Source organism: uncultured Thiocystis sp. (assembly GCF_903866365.1).
GTDB lineage: Bacteria > Pseudomonadota > Gammaproteobacteria > Chromatiales > Chromatiaceae > Chromatium.
This window is the reverse complement of record NZ_CAIPNF010000103.1, coordinates 1-15,400: the sequence shown is the minus strand read 5'-3', so window position 1 is coordinate 15,400 and position 15,400 is coordinate 1. Positions and strand designations below refer to the sequence as shown.

Below are 15,400 nucleotides of genomic sequence, written 5' to 3'. Positions count from 1 at the left end.
GCGCGTCCGCGCGCCGGGCGGCGCGAGCGGGCGTGGCGGCAGTGCGCGCGCGGTCCAGGCGTTCAGGCTTCGGGCAAAGTCGCGGCTGACCTTGAGCAGATCCGCCGGTTTGAGTCCAGGCAGCGCGAGCGCGGCGAAGGGCGAGGTCATTAATGATTTGCCATGACGAATCCGTTCGACGAGCGCGGGCAGCCGTGTCGGCCATTCTCGCCAATCGCAGAGATGGCGTTGATTGAGCACGAGCTGGCCCAGCAGGCCCGAGGGACGGTCGCCGAAGCGGGCCAGGCTTTGCTCCAGAACCGCCACCGCGCGGTCGCGCTGGCGGATGTCGGCAAGCCAGGTCGCGAGTGTGAGAGATTGCTGCGGATAGTTGCCGCCGGCGTTGACCGCCTCCGTCAGGTTGGCAATCGCCTTCTGCTTGTCGCCTTGACGGAAGCGCAGCGCCGCGAGCGCGCTGAGGATTTCATGCCGCGGGAGCGTGCCTTCGGTCTGGAGCGGGCCGAGCAGCTCCGCCGCCCGCGCCACGTCGTTTTCGTCGAGCAGGGCCAGGCTGAGCGATAGCCGGGCGCGCGGATGCTCGGGCCGGGCGAGCAGCAGCGAATCGTAGAGCGCGCGGGCCTGATCCGGCTGGCCGCGGAGCCGCAGGACATCGCCCAGATACACCTTGATGTCGAGCAGATCCGGGCGCCGGGCCAGCAGCTTCCGGTAGAGGATCTCCGCCTCTTGATAGGCTTCTTGCTCGCAGAGGGCCGAGCCCAGGTTGACGCAGGCCTCAAAAAAATCGGGATCGAGTTTCAACGCCCGACGGTAGGCGGTCATGGCGTCATCGAGACGGCCAAGCGCGCGCAGACAACGGCCAAGGTTGTAATGCGCGGCGGGCAGGCGTGGCGCGAGTTCGACCGCGCGCTGGTAGACAACCGCGGCCTCGGCGACGTTGTTGGCTCCGATCAGGACGTTGCCGAGATTGATGTGGGCCGCCGCATGTTTGGGCGCCAGGGCGATGCATTTTCGCAGCAGCCGTTCCGCCTGGTCCGTATGTCCTTTGTGCGCGGCGATCATGCCCAGTGTCTGGAGCGCGTCCGGATGGTCGGGCGAGGTGATCAGGATGCCGCGGATGGCGCGTTCGGCCTCGTCGTGCCGGCCGGCATGAAAGAGTCGAATGCCCTGCTTGAGCGCCGCCTCCGCTGCTTGGGCTCTGCGCAATTGACGGGAAGAGGCTTTGGGTTGCGTCATCGAACTCGCCTTGATCGTAAGCTTGGAGGGGGCGTTGCGTCGCATCTGACCGTTCGGTCGCTCGCATTCGCATCATAGCCGGTCAGCGGAGCGGACAGCCAGCCGATCGGCGATGAGGGGTGCGGTCGGGGACGATCGCGTTTTGGGTTGGGCGTTCGCCGATTTGTCCGACGACACGGACTCACCAGGGCCGACAGCCTGTCGGCGCTCCCAGGGGGGCTTCCAGGGATGAGGCTAGTGTGTGCGAAAATCCCAAGACCGTCTCAGGTCGTTGTCGTTGTCGTGATCGAATATTCGCCATGTCGAGACCGCGACAACGAGGAGGCCCCGGTCTCGGAACTTGGGCCGCGAAGCACTCGTTCATCCGAGGTTGAACCGATGCGCTACGGTCGAGGATCATGCTGGCTGCGTTTCACGGTGATCATCGAGCACGACGCATGAGAATTTCCGAACACGAATTCATCCCCTATCAGGCGCTGACTGCAATGGAGAGCGGGCGCGTCCTGGTTCTGGCGCCGCATCCCGATGACGAGGTCTTCGGCTGCGGCGGGGCGGTGATGCGTCATGTCGCGGCGGGGGATCCCGTTCAGGTCGTCATCGCGACCGATGGCGCCCTGGGTCTGGCGGCGGACTCGACGGACGATACCCTGACCCGCCAGCGCGAAAGCCGCGCTGCTGGAGCCATTCTCGGCTATGGCGCACCGTGCTTCTGGGGTCTGCCAGATCGCAGGCTGGAGTATGGCGAGGCACTGATCGGACGCATCTTGGAGACTCTGGAGGCTTGGGAGGCGGATCTGGTCTATGCGCCCTCCTGGTGGGAGGTTCATCCCGATCATTTGATCCTGGCGCTGGCCGTGGCGGAAGCGGTGCGGCGGTGCGCCCGTCCGATACGGTTGTTCATGTATGAGGTTGGCGTCCCTCTGCATCCCACGGTCCTGCTGGATATCACCGATCTGCGCGAGCGCAAGCAGGCGGCGATGGACTGCTTTGCGAGCCAATTGAAGCAGCAGCCCTATGCCCGCAGGATCGCCGCGCTGAATTGCTTTCGCACCTATACCCTGCCCGGCACAATACTGGCGGCGGAAGCCTTTCGGGTGATGGCGCGGGACGATTTGCGGGAAGATCCGCTGCGCGTCATCCGCCCCGGCGAGTATTACACCCAAACCGCATCCCGCGTGATGGCCCCGTCTCCCCTGGTTTCGGTCATTGTCATCGATCCGGGCGGCGCACGGCTGGCGGATGCGCTGGATTCGATCGCGCTGCAAACCTATCCGAATATCGAGATCCTGGTCGTGGTGACGCGGGGTGTCGGAGACGTCGATCCCATGCCGCGGCAGGGGCGTTTTGTGGTGCGAACCATCCGCGCGCCAGCGGCCTGCCAGCCGGCTCGGGCGGCGAATCTTGGGTTGGACCAAGCCCGTGGCGATTGGCTGATCGTGCTGGGCGAGGACGACATCTGTTTTCCCGACCACATTGCTTCTCTGGTCGAAACCCTGTCCCGTTCGGCGCCGGCGCGATGCGCCTATAGCGGGGTCCGGCTCGAGGAATGGGTGGCGGACCGGCAGGTGCGGACGCAGGTGCTGAATCGGTTGTTCGAGCGGCCCGAACTCTGGGGCGGACACGAAATTCCGCTGCATTGCGTGATGTTCGCGCGCGCGCTCCGCGAGGAAGGCTGTCGCTTCGACGAAGATCTCGATGCCGTCCATGCCTGGGATTTCCTGGTGCAACTGTCCATGCGGACGGATTTCGTGCGTCTCGATCAGGTCAGCGCGGCGCGGCGTTTCCGATGTTCCGACGCGACCGGCGCCTTCGCGTCGCTGGATCGGCCAGAATCGCATTCGCTCGCGACCGGAGGGAAGGAAAAAGCACCTGAGGTCGCGCCCGCGCGTGCCACGGCGTTCAAGAAATGGACGGCTGTCTGGAGCGGTCGGGACCTGCCCGACATTCTGCGCCATTGGGACGCGGCGCGGATGCGCGGCGAGCGTTTGAGCGAGGAACTGGCGGCCCAACTGGCCGCATGCGAGGCGGCGCTCAGGACGTTGGCGGGGGAGAACGCAGGATTGCGAGAGCGACTGGACGCGCTGGAGCCCGATGCGCGGATGCACTCGGCCAGCGTTCTGGAGCTGCGGCGGACCATCGACGGGCTTCAGGAGTCGACCTCCTGGCGGATCACAGGTCCATTGCGGTGGGTGGTTTCTCGCTGGAGAGGTCTGCGCTCGACGCGCGCTGGCCCGCGCGATGACCCGGATGGCCTTCGCGGTCAGGGATAGCGCTTTCTGTTCGATCCCCATAACCAAGCGACTCGCTCCGATATTTGTCAATGCATTGGAGCCAGTGGCTTCGTAGACTGCACGGCAACCAATCATTGACCGCAGACCGTCCTGGTCGCCAACCCAACGACGCGGGCTGGAGAACTGTCGGGCGGCATATCCGGAGTCCACCGCATGATGACTAAAAACAGTGTTCACGTTCTTCCGACGGTCGTTGCTCCTAAGCTCGTGCAACACAAGCCTGCCAGCCTCTGGCCCTATCTGGAAATTGGCTCGACAGCGGTCTTGCTCGGCATTCTGCTGTTTGCATCGACCTTGACCAATCTGTAACCGGCAACGAGCGGCCAGCGTTCAGCCATGAGCGCCTGGACGCTTGGCGACTGGCGGGTTGCGGGCGTATGCCGCTCTTGCTCGGTTTCACGACCAATTTATGGATCTCTCCGATGACAACGCAAACACTCGATAGCTCACGGATCGAACATTTTCCGATCTCGTTTTTCGCGATGGTCATGGGCATGGCCGGCCTGACCATCGCCTGGGAAAAGGCGCAATCCATCCTTCATCTGGACTTGGGCATCAGCCCTTGGCTGGTTGGCCTGACGACGATCCTGTTCGTGGTTCTGGCGGGGTTTTACGTGACCAAGCTGGCGGTCTATCGTCAGTCCGTGATCAAGGAATTGCACCACCCGATCAAACTGAACTTTTTTCCGACCGTCTCGATCAGCCTGCTGCTGCTCGCGATCGCCTTCCTGCATCTTGTTCCGTCCCTGAGCCTTGGACTCTGGCTGACGGGTGCTTTTCTGCATCTGCTGTTCACGCTCTATGTGGTGAGCGTTTGGATTCATCACGAACATTTTCAGATTCATCACATGAATCCGGCCTGGTTCATTCCGGCGGTGGGAAATGTCCTGGTGCCGATTGCCGGGGTGCCCTTGGGATATGAGGAGGTCTCCTGGTTCTTTTTCAGTGTCGGCATACTGTTCTGGATCGTGCTGATGACGATCGTCATCTATCGGGTGATGTTTCATCACCCCATCGAAGCCCGTCTGATGCCGACCCTGTTTATCCTGATCGCACCGCCCGCGGTCGGTTTCATCGCCTACATGCGACTCGTTGGCGAGATCGACAGCTTTTCGCGCATCCTCTATTACAGTGCGCTGTTTCTGACCCTGTTGCTGTTCACGCAGGCGAGACGTTTCCTGAAGTTGCATTTTTTTCTGTCCTGGTGGGCATATTCTTTTCCGCTGGCGGCGTTCAGTATTGCCAGCATGGTGATGTTCGAGCGCACGGGCGGCGATGTTTATCGCTATCTCGGGGTTGGCGTGCTGACGATGCTGACCGGAATCGTCGCATTGCTGTTGGCGGCCACGGCAGTGGCGATCCGCGACCATCGTATCTGTTCGCCAGACCATTAATTCAGGCGCTGACGGATGGCTGGATCCGACGCCGAGTTGGCATTGCTCCAGTGCGCTTCATTTCACCCGCAGACACAATAGAACAGGAACCGCTATGTCCGACGCCAATCCATCATCACCGGCACAGTCAGCGCCAGAGCAAAAACCAGAGTCAGCGTTACAGCAGAAGTCGCGCCTGGCAGTCGGTTTTCTGATCCTGATGTTCGCCTCCGGACTGCTGCTCGTCTATCTGGTCGACGTGACGCAGCCGATGACGGCTGGCGGTCAGGAAGACACGCATGTCGGGATCGCGGCTCCGAGTTCGGCCGCGTCGACCGTCGCCGCCGAGGTCTCCGTCGAACCCTCCGCGCGCGTGCCAGATGCAGAGTCGGATCCTCAGCTTTTCCAGGAAACGCAGGCCATGCGTGAACAGTTGACGGAGACGCAGCAAAAGCTCCAGACCGTGGAGGATGACCTAAAGGCATGGAAGGAGCAGCAGGCTAAGGCGCTGGAGAGCGAGCGTCAGAGTATCGTCGACGAACTGGCCGCCATCACGCAAGCTCATCAGCGGGAACTGGCGGAAGCCAGCGCCCCGGATCGGACGCCGGACGAGTCGCTCGCTCAACTCAAGCGCGACTATGCCACCCTCAATGCGCAATTCACGGATGACGGCGTGCTGGTTTCGCTCACCGAATCCGATCTGAATTTCCCGATGGGCGGGGCCGCGCTGCCGTCCGAACGGCTGGCAAGTCTGGAGAAAGTCGTGTGGTTTCTGGGCCGGCATCAGAATGTGATAGTGCTGCTGCAAGGTCATACCGACAGCCTGGGCAATGCGGTCCGGAATCTCGGCCTGTCCGAACAGCGCGCCATTGCCGTCAAGGATGCGCTGGTCGGTTTGGGAGTCGCGCAGAACCGCATTCGCGCCGAGGGGATGGGCGAGACCAAGCCGATCGCCAGCAATGACACCGCACAGGGTCGAAGCAGAAACCGTCGGGTCGACCTCTACCTGACCGAGCGTTAAACCGCGCGCGGCAAGACAGGCGTCGTTTTGTCTTGCCGCGACCTTTGCTCACATCCATCGGCGTTGTGGCGATCGCGGGACTTCTGATCCAGTACCCGTCTGTGGTTAAATGACGGCCTTTCAGTCTCCACGCAACGATCATCCAATGGCTGTCGACACCCTTCCTCGTCGGGCGCGCATCGAACGCAAGACCTTGGAAACCCGAATCGGCGTCACGCTGGATCTCGACGGCAGCGGCCGTTCGCGTTTCCAGACCGGCGTGCCGTTTCTGGATCACATGCTCGATCAGGTGGCCCGCCACGGTCTGATCGATCTCGACATCGAGGCGGTGGGCGATCTGCACATCGACGCCCATCACACGGTCGAGGATCTCGGGATCACGCTCGGTCAGGCGCTGTCCAGCGCGCTGGGCGACAAGCAGGGCATCCGTCGCTACGGGCATGCCTATGTGCCGCTGGACGAGGCGCTCTCGCGGGTGGTCATCGACCTCTCCGGTCGGCCCGGTCTGGTGTATCAGGTGGACTTCGCCCGCGGTCAGATCGGTGCCTTCGACGTGGATCTTTTCCGCGAGTTCTTCCAGGGTCTGGTCAATCACGCGGGCATGACCCTGCACATCGATAACCTGCGCGGCGTCAACGCGCACCATCAGGCCGAGACCATCTTCAAGGCGTTCGGGCGCGCGCTGCGCATGGCCGTCGAGCCCGATCCGCGAATGGCCGGAATCATGCCTTCGACCAAGGGCGCTTTGTGAGCCATGCGATCTTGAACATCCAGACGACTTTCAACCACGGCGAGAGACCAATCCGGTGCTGCTGATTCCTGCAATCGATTTGAAGGACGGGCGCTGCGTGCGTCTGCGTCAGGGCCGCATGGACGACGAGACGATTTTTTCCGATCATCCGGTGGAGATGGCCGGACGCTGGGTGGGCGAGGGCGCCCGCCGACTGCATCTGGTCGATCTCAATGGCGCCTTCGCCGGCGAGCCGATGAACGGCGCGTCGATTCGCGAGATCGCGGAGGCCTATCCGGGGCTGCCGATCCAGGTCGGCGGCGGCATCCGCTATGAAAAGACCATCGAAGCCTATCTGAACGCCGGTGTCACCTATTGCATCATCGGCACCCAGGCGGTCAAAGATCCGGATTTCGTCGCGCGCGCCTGTCGCTCCTTTCCGGGGCAGGTGATGGTCGGGCTCGACGCCAGGGATGGACAGGTCGCGATCAAGGGCTGGGCCGAAATGACCCCCTATCGGGTCGAGGATCTGGCCAGGCGCTTCGAGGACGACGGCGTCACCGCCATCGTGTATACCGATATCGGGCGCGACGGCATGCTGACCGGTCCCAATGTCGAGGCGACCCGCGCGCTGGCCGAGGCGATCCGCATTCCGATCATCGCCTCGGGCGGAATCACGACCATCGACGATATCCGCACCCTGGCGGAGATTGCCGGCAGCGGGATCACCGCCGCCATCACCGGTCGCGCCATCTATGAAGGGACGCTCGACTTTGCCGAGGGGCAGCGTCTGGCCGACCGGCTGAATCCATCCGCCTAAACCGCGTCTAAAGCGAGAACGAAACCGATGTCTGATCAGTGGCTCGACGCCATCAAATGGGGAGCGGACGGGCTGGTGCCCGCCATCGCCCAGGAAACCGGAACCGGCGTCATCCTGATGATGGCCTGGATGAACCGCGAGTCGCTCGGACTCACCCGCGAGACCGGGCATGCCGTGTACTGGTCGCGCTCGCGCGGCCGTTTGTGGCACAAGGGCGAGGAATCGGGGCATCAGCAGGTCGTGCACGCGATCCGGATCGATTGCGATGCCGATGTCGTCGTCATCGAGGTCGAACAAAAGGGCGGGATTGCCTGTCATACCGGGCGTCATCACTGCTTCTACCGCGAACTGGACGCCAACGGCGTCTGGTCCGAGATCGCGCCGGTGCTGAAGGATCCGGATGCCATCTACCGTCAATCCTGAGCGGAGCCGGCCACGATGAGCGATATCCTCGAACGTCTTTCGGGTATCCTGGAAGAACGCAAGGCGGCCGATCCCGACTCGTCCTATGTCGCCCGGCTTTATGCCAAGGGGCTCGACGCCATCCTCAAGAAGATCGGCGAGGAGGCCACCGAAACCGTGATGGCGGCCAAGGATGGGGTTCCCGAAAAAATCGTGCATGAGGTCGCCGACCTCTGGTTTCACACCCTGGTACTGCTGGCCCAGCAGGGATTGGGGCCGGCGCAGGTGCTGGCGGAACTGGATCGTCGTTTCGGACTCTCGGGCCTGGACGAGAAGGCCGGACGCGCCAAATAACGCAAGTCTGGCCGTCTTTCGATTTGGCACTGACATCGATTTCCAAATTCTGGCGCGGTCACCATGTCACACCCGGATCTGCTCGGCTATGCCGCCGCCTTTTTGACCACGGCCTCCTTCGTCCCTCAGGTTTGGCAAACCCTGCGCACTCGCGACACCCGCGCGCTTTCGCTCTGGATGTATCTTCTGTTCACCGCTGGGGTGGCGTTGTGGGGCGTTTACGGCATCCTGCTCGGGGCCTGGCCGATCATCCTCGCCAACGGCGTGACCCTGCTGCTGGCGACGATCGTCCTCTGGCATAAGCTGACCGAACCACGCGAATCCTGAGCATGACGCTTCTGTCCGTTTTCTCGGTGTTCACTGGCGCCGGACTCGGCGCGCTGCTGCGTTGGTTCCTGGGCGGCCGGCTCAATCCGCTCTTTCCGACCCTGCCGCTCGGAACCCTGGCGGCCAACCTGCTGGGCGGACTGCTGATCGGCCTGGCCGTCGCCTGGTTTTCCCGGCATCCCGGTCTGCCACCAGAAGCGCGCCTGCTCATCATCACCGGCTTTCTTGGCGGTCTCACTACCTTTTCCACCTTTTCGGCGGAGGTGGTCAATCTGCTGGCGCGGGGCGACTATCTTTGGGGCATGGGGGCGATCATGGCGCACCTGACCGGCTCGTTGGCCATGACGGCGTTCGGCCTGTGGCTGGCCTATTTGCTGATGCGCGGTTGACGCCGGGCTGGAATCGGACTGGAACTTCACCTAAACCGCGTCCAGAGCGGAATGCGTAATTCTCATTTTGTGTCTAGCTGTGGAGATGTCCTCGATCTCGGTGAGACGCGGTTTAAAATTTATATTTTTTAATCACTTAAACAGCGCCAGCTCCAGCGGTCGTTGATTCTGCCGGGGCCGGTCCAATGCAAAAACAGCGCATACCGCGCTGGGCGCGGTTTAATCTCAAGAGGAACGCGACCATGCAGGGGTGTTTTCTCAAATTCTATGTCGCCGAAAACCGCCGCCATCATCGTAAACTGGCGTATGAATGGCTGCTGGAGGAGGCGCGTTCCATGGGCTTCCATGGCGGTTCGGCATTCCGCGCACTGGCTGGATTCGGCCGGCACGGGCGTCTGCACGAAGAGCATTTCTTCGAGCTTGCCGGGGATCTGCCAGTCGAGGTCGGTTTCGTGCTCACCGAGGCGGAGGCGGATCGTTTCATTGCCCATCTCGGCGCCCAGGGGTTGAATCTCTTCTATCTGCGCGTGCCCGTCGCGGCGGGCTTTACCAATGGGGACGCTCGGATTGACGGCTCCGCGCCGACGGTTTGACGGTCCAACTGAACGACCTAAAAGGAATCTCGAACATGCTGAAGATCGCACCGCGTCCGGTCTGGATTCTGCTGGCCCTGCTCAGTACTTCGGCGGCACTGGCGAGCCTGATCCTGACGCCCTGGCTGAATCTGGATCCCTGCCATCTCTGCATCTTTCAGCGTCTGCTGTTCATGCTGATGGCGCTGTTGGCGACGGCGGCCGCGCTGGCGGAATCCCCTGGCGGGTCGCGTCTGGCGGTCCAGGTGTCCGCTCTGGCGTTGCTGGCGCTCGCCGCCGTCGGCGCTGGCGTCGCCGCCTATCAGAGCTGGCTGCAATTCCAGCCGGTTGACACGGTCTCCTGTGTCGGCGGCCAATTAGGCCCCATCGAACGACTGGTCGAATGGCTCGGTCAGCAGGCGCCGTCGCTCTTTCTGGCCAGCGGATTCTGCGAGGATCGGGAACTGGTCATCCTGGGTCTGTCGCTGGCGAACTGGGCCTTTTTCCTGTTCGTCCTGACGCTTGCCGTCACGGCCTGGACGCTTTGGCAGGGCCGGCGCACCCCGCGCGCGACCCGGTTCTGATCCCGCCATGCCGAATAAACCGCCACTCAACGTCGCCGGCCAATTCTGGCTCAACGTCAACGATGTCGCCTTTCTCGGCGAGGAGCGTATCGCGCTTCTGGAACAGATCGCCGAACGGGGCTCCATCACCCAGGCCGCGAAGTCGCTCAAGATCAGCTACAAGGCCGCCTGGGACGCGGTGGATGCGATGAACAACGTCGCCCCCGCGCCGGTGGTGGCGACCGCGACCGGCGGGCGGGGCGGCGGCGGCGCGCGTCTCACCGACGAGGGCCGCCGCCTGATCGCCGCCTATCGCACCATCGCCATCGAATACGCCCGCTTTCTGGACGGGATCAACGCCGCCATGGGCGACTCGACGGCGGCGCTCGACCTGCTGCGCCGGCTCGCCATGCGCACCAGCGCCCGTAATCAGTTGATTGGCAAAATCGTCTCCGTCACCGCGCGTACCGTGGACGCCGAGGTGCTGATCGAAATCCAGGGCGGCGCACGCATCGCCGCCGGGGTCACCAACGAGAGCGTCGAGTCGCTGAGCCTGCGTCCTGGCCGTCAGGTCTGGGCTTTGATCAAGGCGGTCGCCGTCGGCATCGTCCGGACGCCGGACCCTGGGGCGAACGCTGGCGCCAATGTGCTGTGCGGCCTGGTGCAGCGAGTGACCCGCAGCGACGGACCGGCCGAAGTCGTGGTTGCGCTCTCCTCGGGGGTGACGCTGCGCGGGTTGATCGCTTCGGACGAACTTGACCGAATGGGGATTGCCGAAGGCGAAACCGCCTGCGCCATCTTCCCCGCCTCCGGCGTCATCATCGTCGTGGACAATTGACCGCGTTAACCCGCGTCCGGCATGGCAGGCGTTGTTTGTGCGCTGAGCGGGTTTCCTCGATCTTCCCGTGCGCACCCGAACGCGCCTGACACCCGCCGCTCCGCGGTGTGACGCATTGATCGGCACTCCGCGCCGTCGCGCCAGCGTCCCGATGCGGGACTCCCCGCGTTTCGCTCGGGACGGCGGTTTCAGTCGCGCCCCTCGCTCGCTGTCGCAAAGCCACCAGAAGCGTTATTTTTCCTTCGCATAGTCGATTATAAAAATCATTAAAGAACAATGTTCTTTTATATAATAAAAATATGGCATTTATTGTGCTTCTCGAATTTCGAGACGAGACTTTTAGCCCTTGCGACACGGCGGATCGGTGTCGCGAGCGAAACGATCACACGCGATGACCGTCTGCGCTCGCAGGGGGCAATTCCGGCATGGTCCTGATCGAGGACGCTCTCTCGCGGAGAGAATAACGATGGCGGTGACAGATTGGGATAACCTCGCCGGGATTCCGTCCAACCGTTCATCCCGATTGCCTTAAGGGATTTAAACCCGATGTTTTCATTACCGATCATTATTTTCAAATCGTGTTTACGCAAGGATTTCAGCGACTGTAGCACCCTTCAGGATGGGTGATGTCTCGTGAATTGCTGTTCATTCTCTGCCACGCGTTGTATTATTTTTTATATAATGATGGTTTGGCCAGCACCCCATGCCAGACCATAAGCCAGCAATTCGTTGACGATCTGACGCGCGACACGGCCTGACAGGTCAGCGACGCCACGACGCAAACTGTTCCGAACCCCGTACCCCCAACCCCCAAGACAGGAGACATCCTCGGCATGCAAACCAGTGCCCGCAATCAATTCTCAGGCATCGTGAAATCCGTCGACAAAGGCGCCGTCAATGCCGAGGTCATCCTCGACATCGGCGGCCTCGAACTCGCGGCCATCATCACCAATCGCAGCGTCGATCAACTGGGACTTGCGCCCGGACGGGAAGCCTATGCGTTGGTCAAGGCGCCCTCGGTCATCCTTCTCACCGATCCCGCCATCAAGACCAGTGCCCGCAACCAGATCTGGGGCACGATCACGCGCTGCGAGGAGGGCGCGGTCAACGCCATCGTCGTGATCCAGTCGGACAGCGGCCCGGAGCTGACGGCGGCGATCACGCTCGACAGCCTGCACGGTCTGGGACTGAAGGCGGGTGTGCGCGCCTGCGCCTTGATCAAGGCGTCTCAAATCATTCTGGCGATCAAGTCTTAAACCAAGTTCCATTAGCCGAGGAAACGACCGATGCATTCTTTTCGCAATCTCTCCCTGATCCTGGCCCTGTGCGCAACCGGCGCGGTCCAGGCCGACGACATCCAGGTGGCCGTCGCCGCCAATTTCACCGCGCCCATGAAAGAGATCGCCGCCGCCTTCGAGCAGGAGACCGGCCATCGGGTCAAGGCGGCCTATGGGGCGACCGGCAAGTTTTACGCCCAGATCAAGAACGGCGCACCCTTCGAGGCGCTCCTGTCCGCCGACGACACGACCCCAGCCAAGCTGGTCGCGGAAGGGGCCGCAGTGAAGGACACTCAGTTCACCTATGCGGTCGGAACCCTGGTGCTTTGGTCAGCCAAGCCCGATTTCGTGGACGGCGAGGGCAAGGTACTTGCCGACGGCGACTTCCAGAAGGTGGCCATCGCCAACCCCAAGACGACACCCTATGGAGCCGCCACCCTGGAAGTGCTGACGGGGATGGGACTGCTGGATGCGGTTCAGCCGAAATTCGTGACCGGCGAGAACATCGCCCAGACCTTCCAGTTTGTGAGCACCGGCAATGCCGAGCTGGGCTTCGTGGCCCTATCCCAGGTGATGAAGGACGGTAAGATCGCCGAGGGTTCGGCCTGGATCGTTCCCGGCAAGCTCCATGAGCCCATCCGTCAGGACGCGGTGGTACTGGAGCCGGGTAAAGACAAGCCGGCGGTGGTGGCGCTGATGGATTATCTCAAGGGCGAACGGGCGCAAACCATCATCCGCGCCTTCGGCTACGAGATCTAAACGATGCTGTTGAGTGACGGCGACCTGCAAGCGATCTGGCTAACCCTGCGACTGGCGGGGATCGTGACGGCCATCCTCTTTGTGGTCGGCACTCCGGTGGCCTGGTGGCTGTCACGCACCCGTTCGCGCTGGAAGGGGCCGATCGGCGCGGTGGTCGCGCTGCCCCTGGTGCTGCCGCCCTCGGTACTCGGCTTTTATCTGCTGGTCGCCATGGGGCCGAACGGTCCCGTCGGCCAGCTCACCGCGTCGCTCGGTCTCGGACTGCTGCCGTTTACCTTCTGGGGTCTGGTGGTGGCGTCCGTGTTTTACTCCTTTCCCTTCATGGTGCAGCCGGTGCAGAACGCCTTCGAGTCCATCGGCGAGCGTCCGCTGGAGGTCGCCGCGACCCTGCGCGCGTCGCCGCTGGACACCTTTTTCACCGTCGCGCTGCCGCTGGCCGCGCCGGGCTTTCTCACCGCCGGTATTCTCACCTTCGCGCATACGGTGGGCGAGTTCGGCGTGGTGCTGATGATCGGCGGCAATATTCCCGGCGTCACGCGCGTCGCCTCGGTGCAGATCTACGACCATGTCGAGGCGATGGAATACGCCGATGCCCATCGTCTGGCGGCGGTGATGCTGGCGTTCTCCTTCCTGGTGCTGCTGTCGCTCTACGCCTGGCCGCGCAACGCGCGCGGAGGGGCGGGAAACCATGGATGACATCGCGGCGCGCTTCCAACTCGACTGGCCGGGTTTCCGGCTGGATGTCGATCTCACCCTGCCCGGACGTGGCGTGACCGCGCTCTTTGGTCATTCGGGCTCCGGCAAGACCACCCTGCTGCGCTGTATCGCCGGGCTGGAGCGATCCCGGCAGGGCTTCCTGTCGTTCAAGGGCGAGGTCTGGCAGGACGCCCAAACCTGGTTGCCGACCTATCGGCGTCCGCTCGGCTATGTGTTTCAGGAGGCGAGCCTGTTCCCGCACCTGACGGTGCTCGGCAACTTGCGGTACGGCCAGAAGCGCATCGCGGCGGACCAGCGCAGGAGTCTGGATCAGGCCATCGAACTGCTCGGCATCGGCCCGCTGCTGGCGCGCAGGCCGGACCGGCTCTCCGGCGGCGAACGTCAGCGCGTCGGCATCGCGCGCGCGCTGGCGGTCAGCCCGCGCGTGCTGCTCATGGACGAGCCGCTGGCCGCGCTCGACCTCAAGCGCAAGCAGGAAATCCTGCCCTATCTGGAGCGTCTGCACGACGCACTGGACATCCCCGTGCTCTATGTCAGCCATTCGCCGGACGAGGTGGCGCGGCTGGCCGATCATCTGGTGGCGATGGACGGCGGTCGAGTGCTCGCCAGCGGTTCGCTCGGCGAAACGCTCGCCCGGCTCGATCTGCCGATCCGCTTCGGCGAGGACGCCGGCGTGGTGCTGGATGCGACGGTCGCGGAGCGCGACACGCAATGGCATCTGGCGCGCGTGGAATTCCCTGGCGGCAGTCTGTGGACGCGCGATCAGGGTCAGGCCATCGGGCAACACGTCCGGGTACGGGTGCTGGCACGCGATGTCAGTCTGGCGACGCAGCATCAGGAACACACCAGCATTCTCAACCTGCTGCCAGGACAGGTCGACGCGATCGCGGACGACGAACACCCCGGCCTGACCCTGGTGCGGGTGCGGGTCGGCGAGTCGGTGCTGCTCGCCCGGCTGACGAAACGCTCGGCCGCCGCGCTCGGCGTGGCGCCGGGGCAGTCGCTGTGGGTGCAGGTCAAGTCGGTGGCCTTGATGGAGTAAACAACCGTGTAGTTCCGGCACCCGTGCGTGCCAGTCGAGGTTCCGCCTGCGAAGATCGATGATAGGGGCGTCATCAGCCGATAAGCCGATAAGCCGATAAGCCGATAAGCCGATAAGCCGAGCTGATGATCCCGCAAGAGATTTCTGCGGAACACGGAAGAACGGATCGGGTACAACCTCGCGCATGGAAACGACATCGACCGGCAAACGCTACAGCGGGCGGGCGTTCGACGCCGCGGCGCTCGACTGGCGCAAGCCCGACGGCCGCTTGAAGGACATGAGCTGCCGGGAGGCGCTGCTGAGGGTGTCGCGCGAGGGGCCGATCAAGTTGCCGGCGCCGCGGCGGCACTCCGAGCCGATGCGATCGTCTGCCCGGGGCGAGTCCGGCGGACTGATCGACGCGCCGTTGAGCGCGCTGGGGACGGTGCGTCGGGAGCTGGTCGAGCGTCATCGCAGTGGTTGATGGAACGGGTTCGTCGACCGTTACCGCTCCCTCGGCTACCAGCCGCTACCGGGGGCGCCGCGGCGCTACTTGGCCTATGCCGGCGAGCGGCGGGTGGCCGTGCTCGGCTTCGGCGCGGCGGGCCTGGCAGACCGCGCCGCGTGACGCGTGGATCGGCTGGAGCGGCTGGAGCGGCTGGAGCGGCTGGAGCGGCTGGAGCGGCTGGAGCGGCTGGAGCGGCTGGAGCGGC

At 63.4% G+C, this 15,400-nt stretch carries 20 protein-coding genes; 18 read left to right on the top strand and 2 right to left on the bottom strand.

Translation table 11 applies throughout. From position 1 onward, the window contains the following. On the bottom strand, positions 1-1,233 hold a 1,233-nt coding region (locus tag QZY07_RS06310; protein ID WP_295400753.1), incomplete at its 3' end, for a tetratricopeptide repeat protein. A gap of 437 nt (positions 1,234-1,670) precedes the next feature. On the opposite strand from QZY07_RS06310, the gene QZY07_RS06305 reads away from it, so the two are divergent. The 18 genes from QZY07_RS06305 to QZY07_RS06220 all read left to right on the top strand — a co-directional run bounded on the left by QZY07_RS06305 (position 1,671) and on the right by QZY07_RS06220 (position 15,171). Further along, positions 1,671-3,503, top strand: coding sequence for a PIG-L family deacetylase (locus tag QZY07_RS06305; protein ID WP_295400751.1), 1,833 nt, complete (start codon positions 1,671-1,673; stop codon positions 3,501-3,503). Positions 3,504-3,680: 177 nt separating this feature from the next. Continuing rightward, a complete protein-coding gene (locus QZY07_RS06300; RefSeq protein WP_295400750.1) occupies positions 3,681-3,833 on the top strand; it encodes a hypothetical protein in 153 nt (50 codons plus the stop codon). 113 nt (positions 3,834-3,946) lie between these two features. Continuing rightward, positions 3,947-4,918 (top strand): SLAC1 anion channel family protein, encoded by a 972-nt coding sequence (locus tag QZY07_RS06295; protein ID WP_295400748.1) that lies wholly within the window; start codon positions 3,947-3,949, stop codon positions 4,916-4,918. 94 nt (positions 4,919-5,012) lie between these two features. Further along, positions 5,013-5,918: an OmpA family protein gene (locus QZY07_RS06290; RefSeq protein WP_295400746.1), complete on the top strand. Its 906-nt coding sequence runs from the start codon at positions 5,013-5,015 to the stop codon at positions 5,916-5,918. A 145-nt stretch (positions 5,919-6,063) separates the two neighbouring features. Then, positions 6,064-6,669 (top strand): imidazoleglycerol-phosphate dehydratase HisB, encoded by a 606-nt coding sequence (gene hisB / locus QZY07_RS06285; protein ID WP_295400744.1) that lies wholly within the window; start codon positions 6,064-6,066, stop codon positions 6,667-6,669. Between the two features lie 55 nt (positions 6,670-6,724). Further along, entirely contained in the window at positions 6,725-7,468 is a 744-nt protein-coding gene (gene hisA / locus QZY07_RS06280; protein WP_295400742.1) for a 1-(5-phosphoribosyl)-5-[(5-phosphoribosylamino)methylideneamino]imidazole-4-carboxamide isomerase, read from the top strand. A 27-nt stretch (positions 7,469-7,495) separates the two neighbouring features. Next, positions 7,496-7,891 carry a phosphoribosyl-AMP cyclohydrolase gene (gene hisI / locus QZY07_RS06275; protein WP_295400740.1) on the top strand — a complete coding sequence of 132 codons (396 nt, stop codon included), beginning with the start codon at positions 7,496-7,498 and terminating at the stop codon, positions 7,889-7,891. Between the two features lie 15 nt (positions 7,892-7,906). Further along, a complete protein-coding gene (locus QZY07_RS06270; RefSeq protein WP_295400738.1) occupies positions 7,907-8,224 on the top strand; it encodes a phosphoribosyl-ATP diphosphatase in 318 nt (105 codons plus the stop codon). A gap of 63 nt (positions 8,225-8,287) precedes the next feature. After that, positions 8,288-8,551: a SemiSWEET transporter gene (locus tag QZY07_RS06265; protein WP_295400736.1), complete on the top strand. Its 264-nt coding sequence runs from the start codon at positions 8,288-8,290 to the stop codon at positions 8,549-8,551. A 2-nt stretch (positions 8,552-8,553) separates the two neighbouring features. After that, entirely contained in the window at positions 8,554-8,940 is a 387-nt protein-coding gene (gene crcB, locus QZY07_RS06260) for a fluoride efflux transporter CrcB (RefSeq protein WP_295400734.1), read from the top strand. 185 nt (positions 8,941-9,125) lie between these two features. Further along, on the top strand, positions 9,126-9,533 hold the full coding sequence (locus QZY07_RS06255; RefSeq protein ID WP_295400731.1) for a DUF190 domain-containing protein: 408 nt from the start codon (positions 9,126-9,128) through the stop codon (positions 9,531-9,533). A 35-nt stretch (positions 9,534-9,568) separates the two neighbouring features. Then, a complete protein-coding gene (locus tag QZY07_RS06250) occupies positions 9,569-10,096 on the top strand; it encodes a disulfide bond formation protein B (RefSeq protein WP_295400729.1) in 528 nt (175 codons plus the stop codon). A 7-nt stretch (positions 10,097-10,103) separates the two neighbouring features. After that, positions 10,104-10,913 carry a TOBE domain-containing protein gene (locus QZY07_RS06245; protein WP_295400727.1) on the top strand — a complete coding sequence of 270 codons (810 nt, stop codon included), beginning with the start codon at positions 10,104-10,106 and terminating at the stop codon, positions 10,911-10,913. A gap of 833 nt (positions 10,914-11,746) precedes the next feature. Beyond that, the gene (locus QZY07_RS06240) at positions 11,747-12,169 is read left to right on the top strand and encodes a TOBE domain-containing protein (protein WP_295400725.1); all 423 of its coding nucleotides are present in this window, start codon (positions 11,747-11,749) and stop codon (positions 12,167-12,169) included. A gap of 30 nt (positions 12,170-12,199) precedes the next feature. After that, the gene (modA, locus tag QZY07_RS06235) at positions 12,200-12,949 is read left to right on the top strand and encodes a molybdate ABC transporter substrate-binding protein (RefSeq protein WP_295400724.1); all 750 of its coding nucleotides are present in this window, start codon (positions 12,200-12,202) and stop codon (positions 12,947-12,949) included. 3 nt (positions 12,950-12,952) lie between these two features. Beyond that, on the top strand, positions 12,953-13,645 hold the full coding sequence (gene modB / locus QZY07_RS06230) for a molybdate ABC transporter permease subunit (protein ID WP_295400722.1): 693 nt from the start codon (positions 12,953-12,955) through the stop codon (positions 13,643-13,645). Next, the gene (gene modC / locus QZY07_RS06225) at positions 13,638-14,708 is read left to right on the top strand and encodes a molybdenum ABC transporter ATP-binding protein (RefSeq protein ID WP_295400720.1); all 1,071 of its coding nucleotides are present in this window, start codon (positions 13,638-13,640) and stop codon (positions 14,706-14,708) included. The genes modB and modC overlap by 8 nt, the downstream gene beginning before the upstream one ends. Positions 14,709-14,892: 184 nt before the next feature. Then, positions 14,893-15,171, top strand: coding sequence for a hypothetical protein (locus tag QZY07_RS06220; protein WP_295400718.1), 279 nt, complete (start codon positions 14,893-14,895; stop codon positions 15,169-15,171). Between the two features lie 45 nt (positions 15,172-15,216). Here QZY07_RS06220 and QZY07_RS06215 read toward each other — a convergent pair. After that, positions 15,217-15,400, bottom strand: a 184-nt coding sequence (locus QZY07_RS06215) for a hypothetical protein (protein ID WP_295400716.1), incomplete at its 5' end; no start/stop codon positions are given.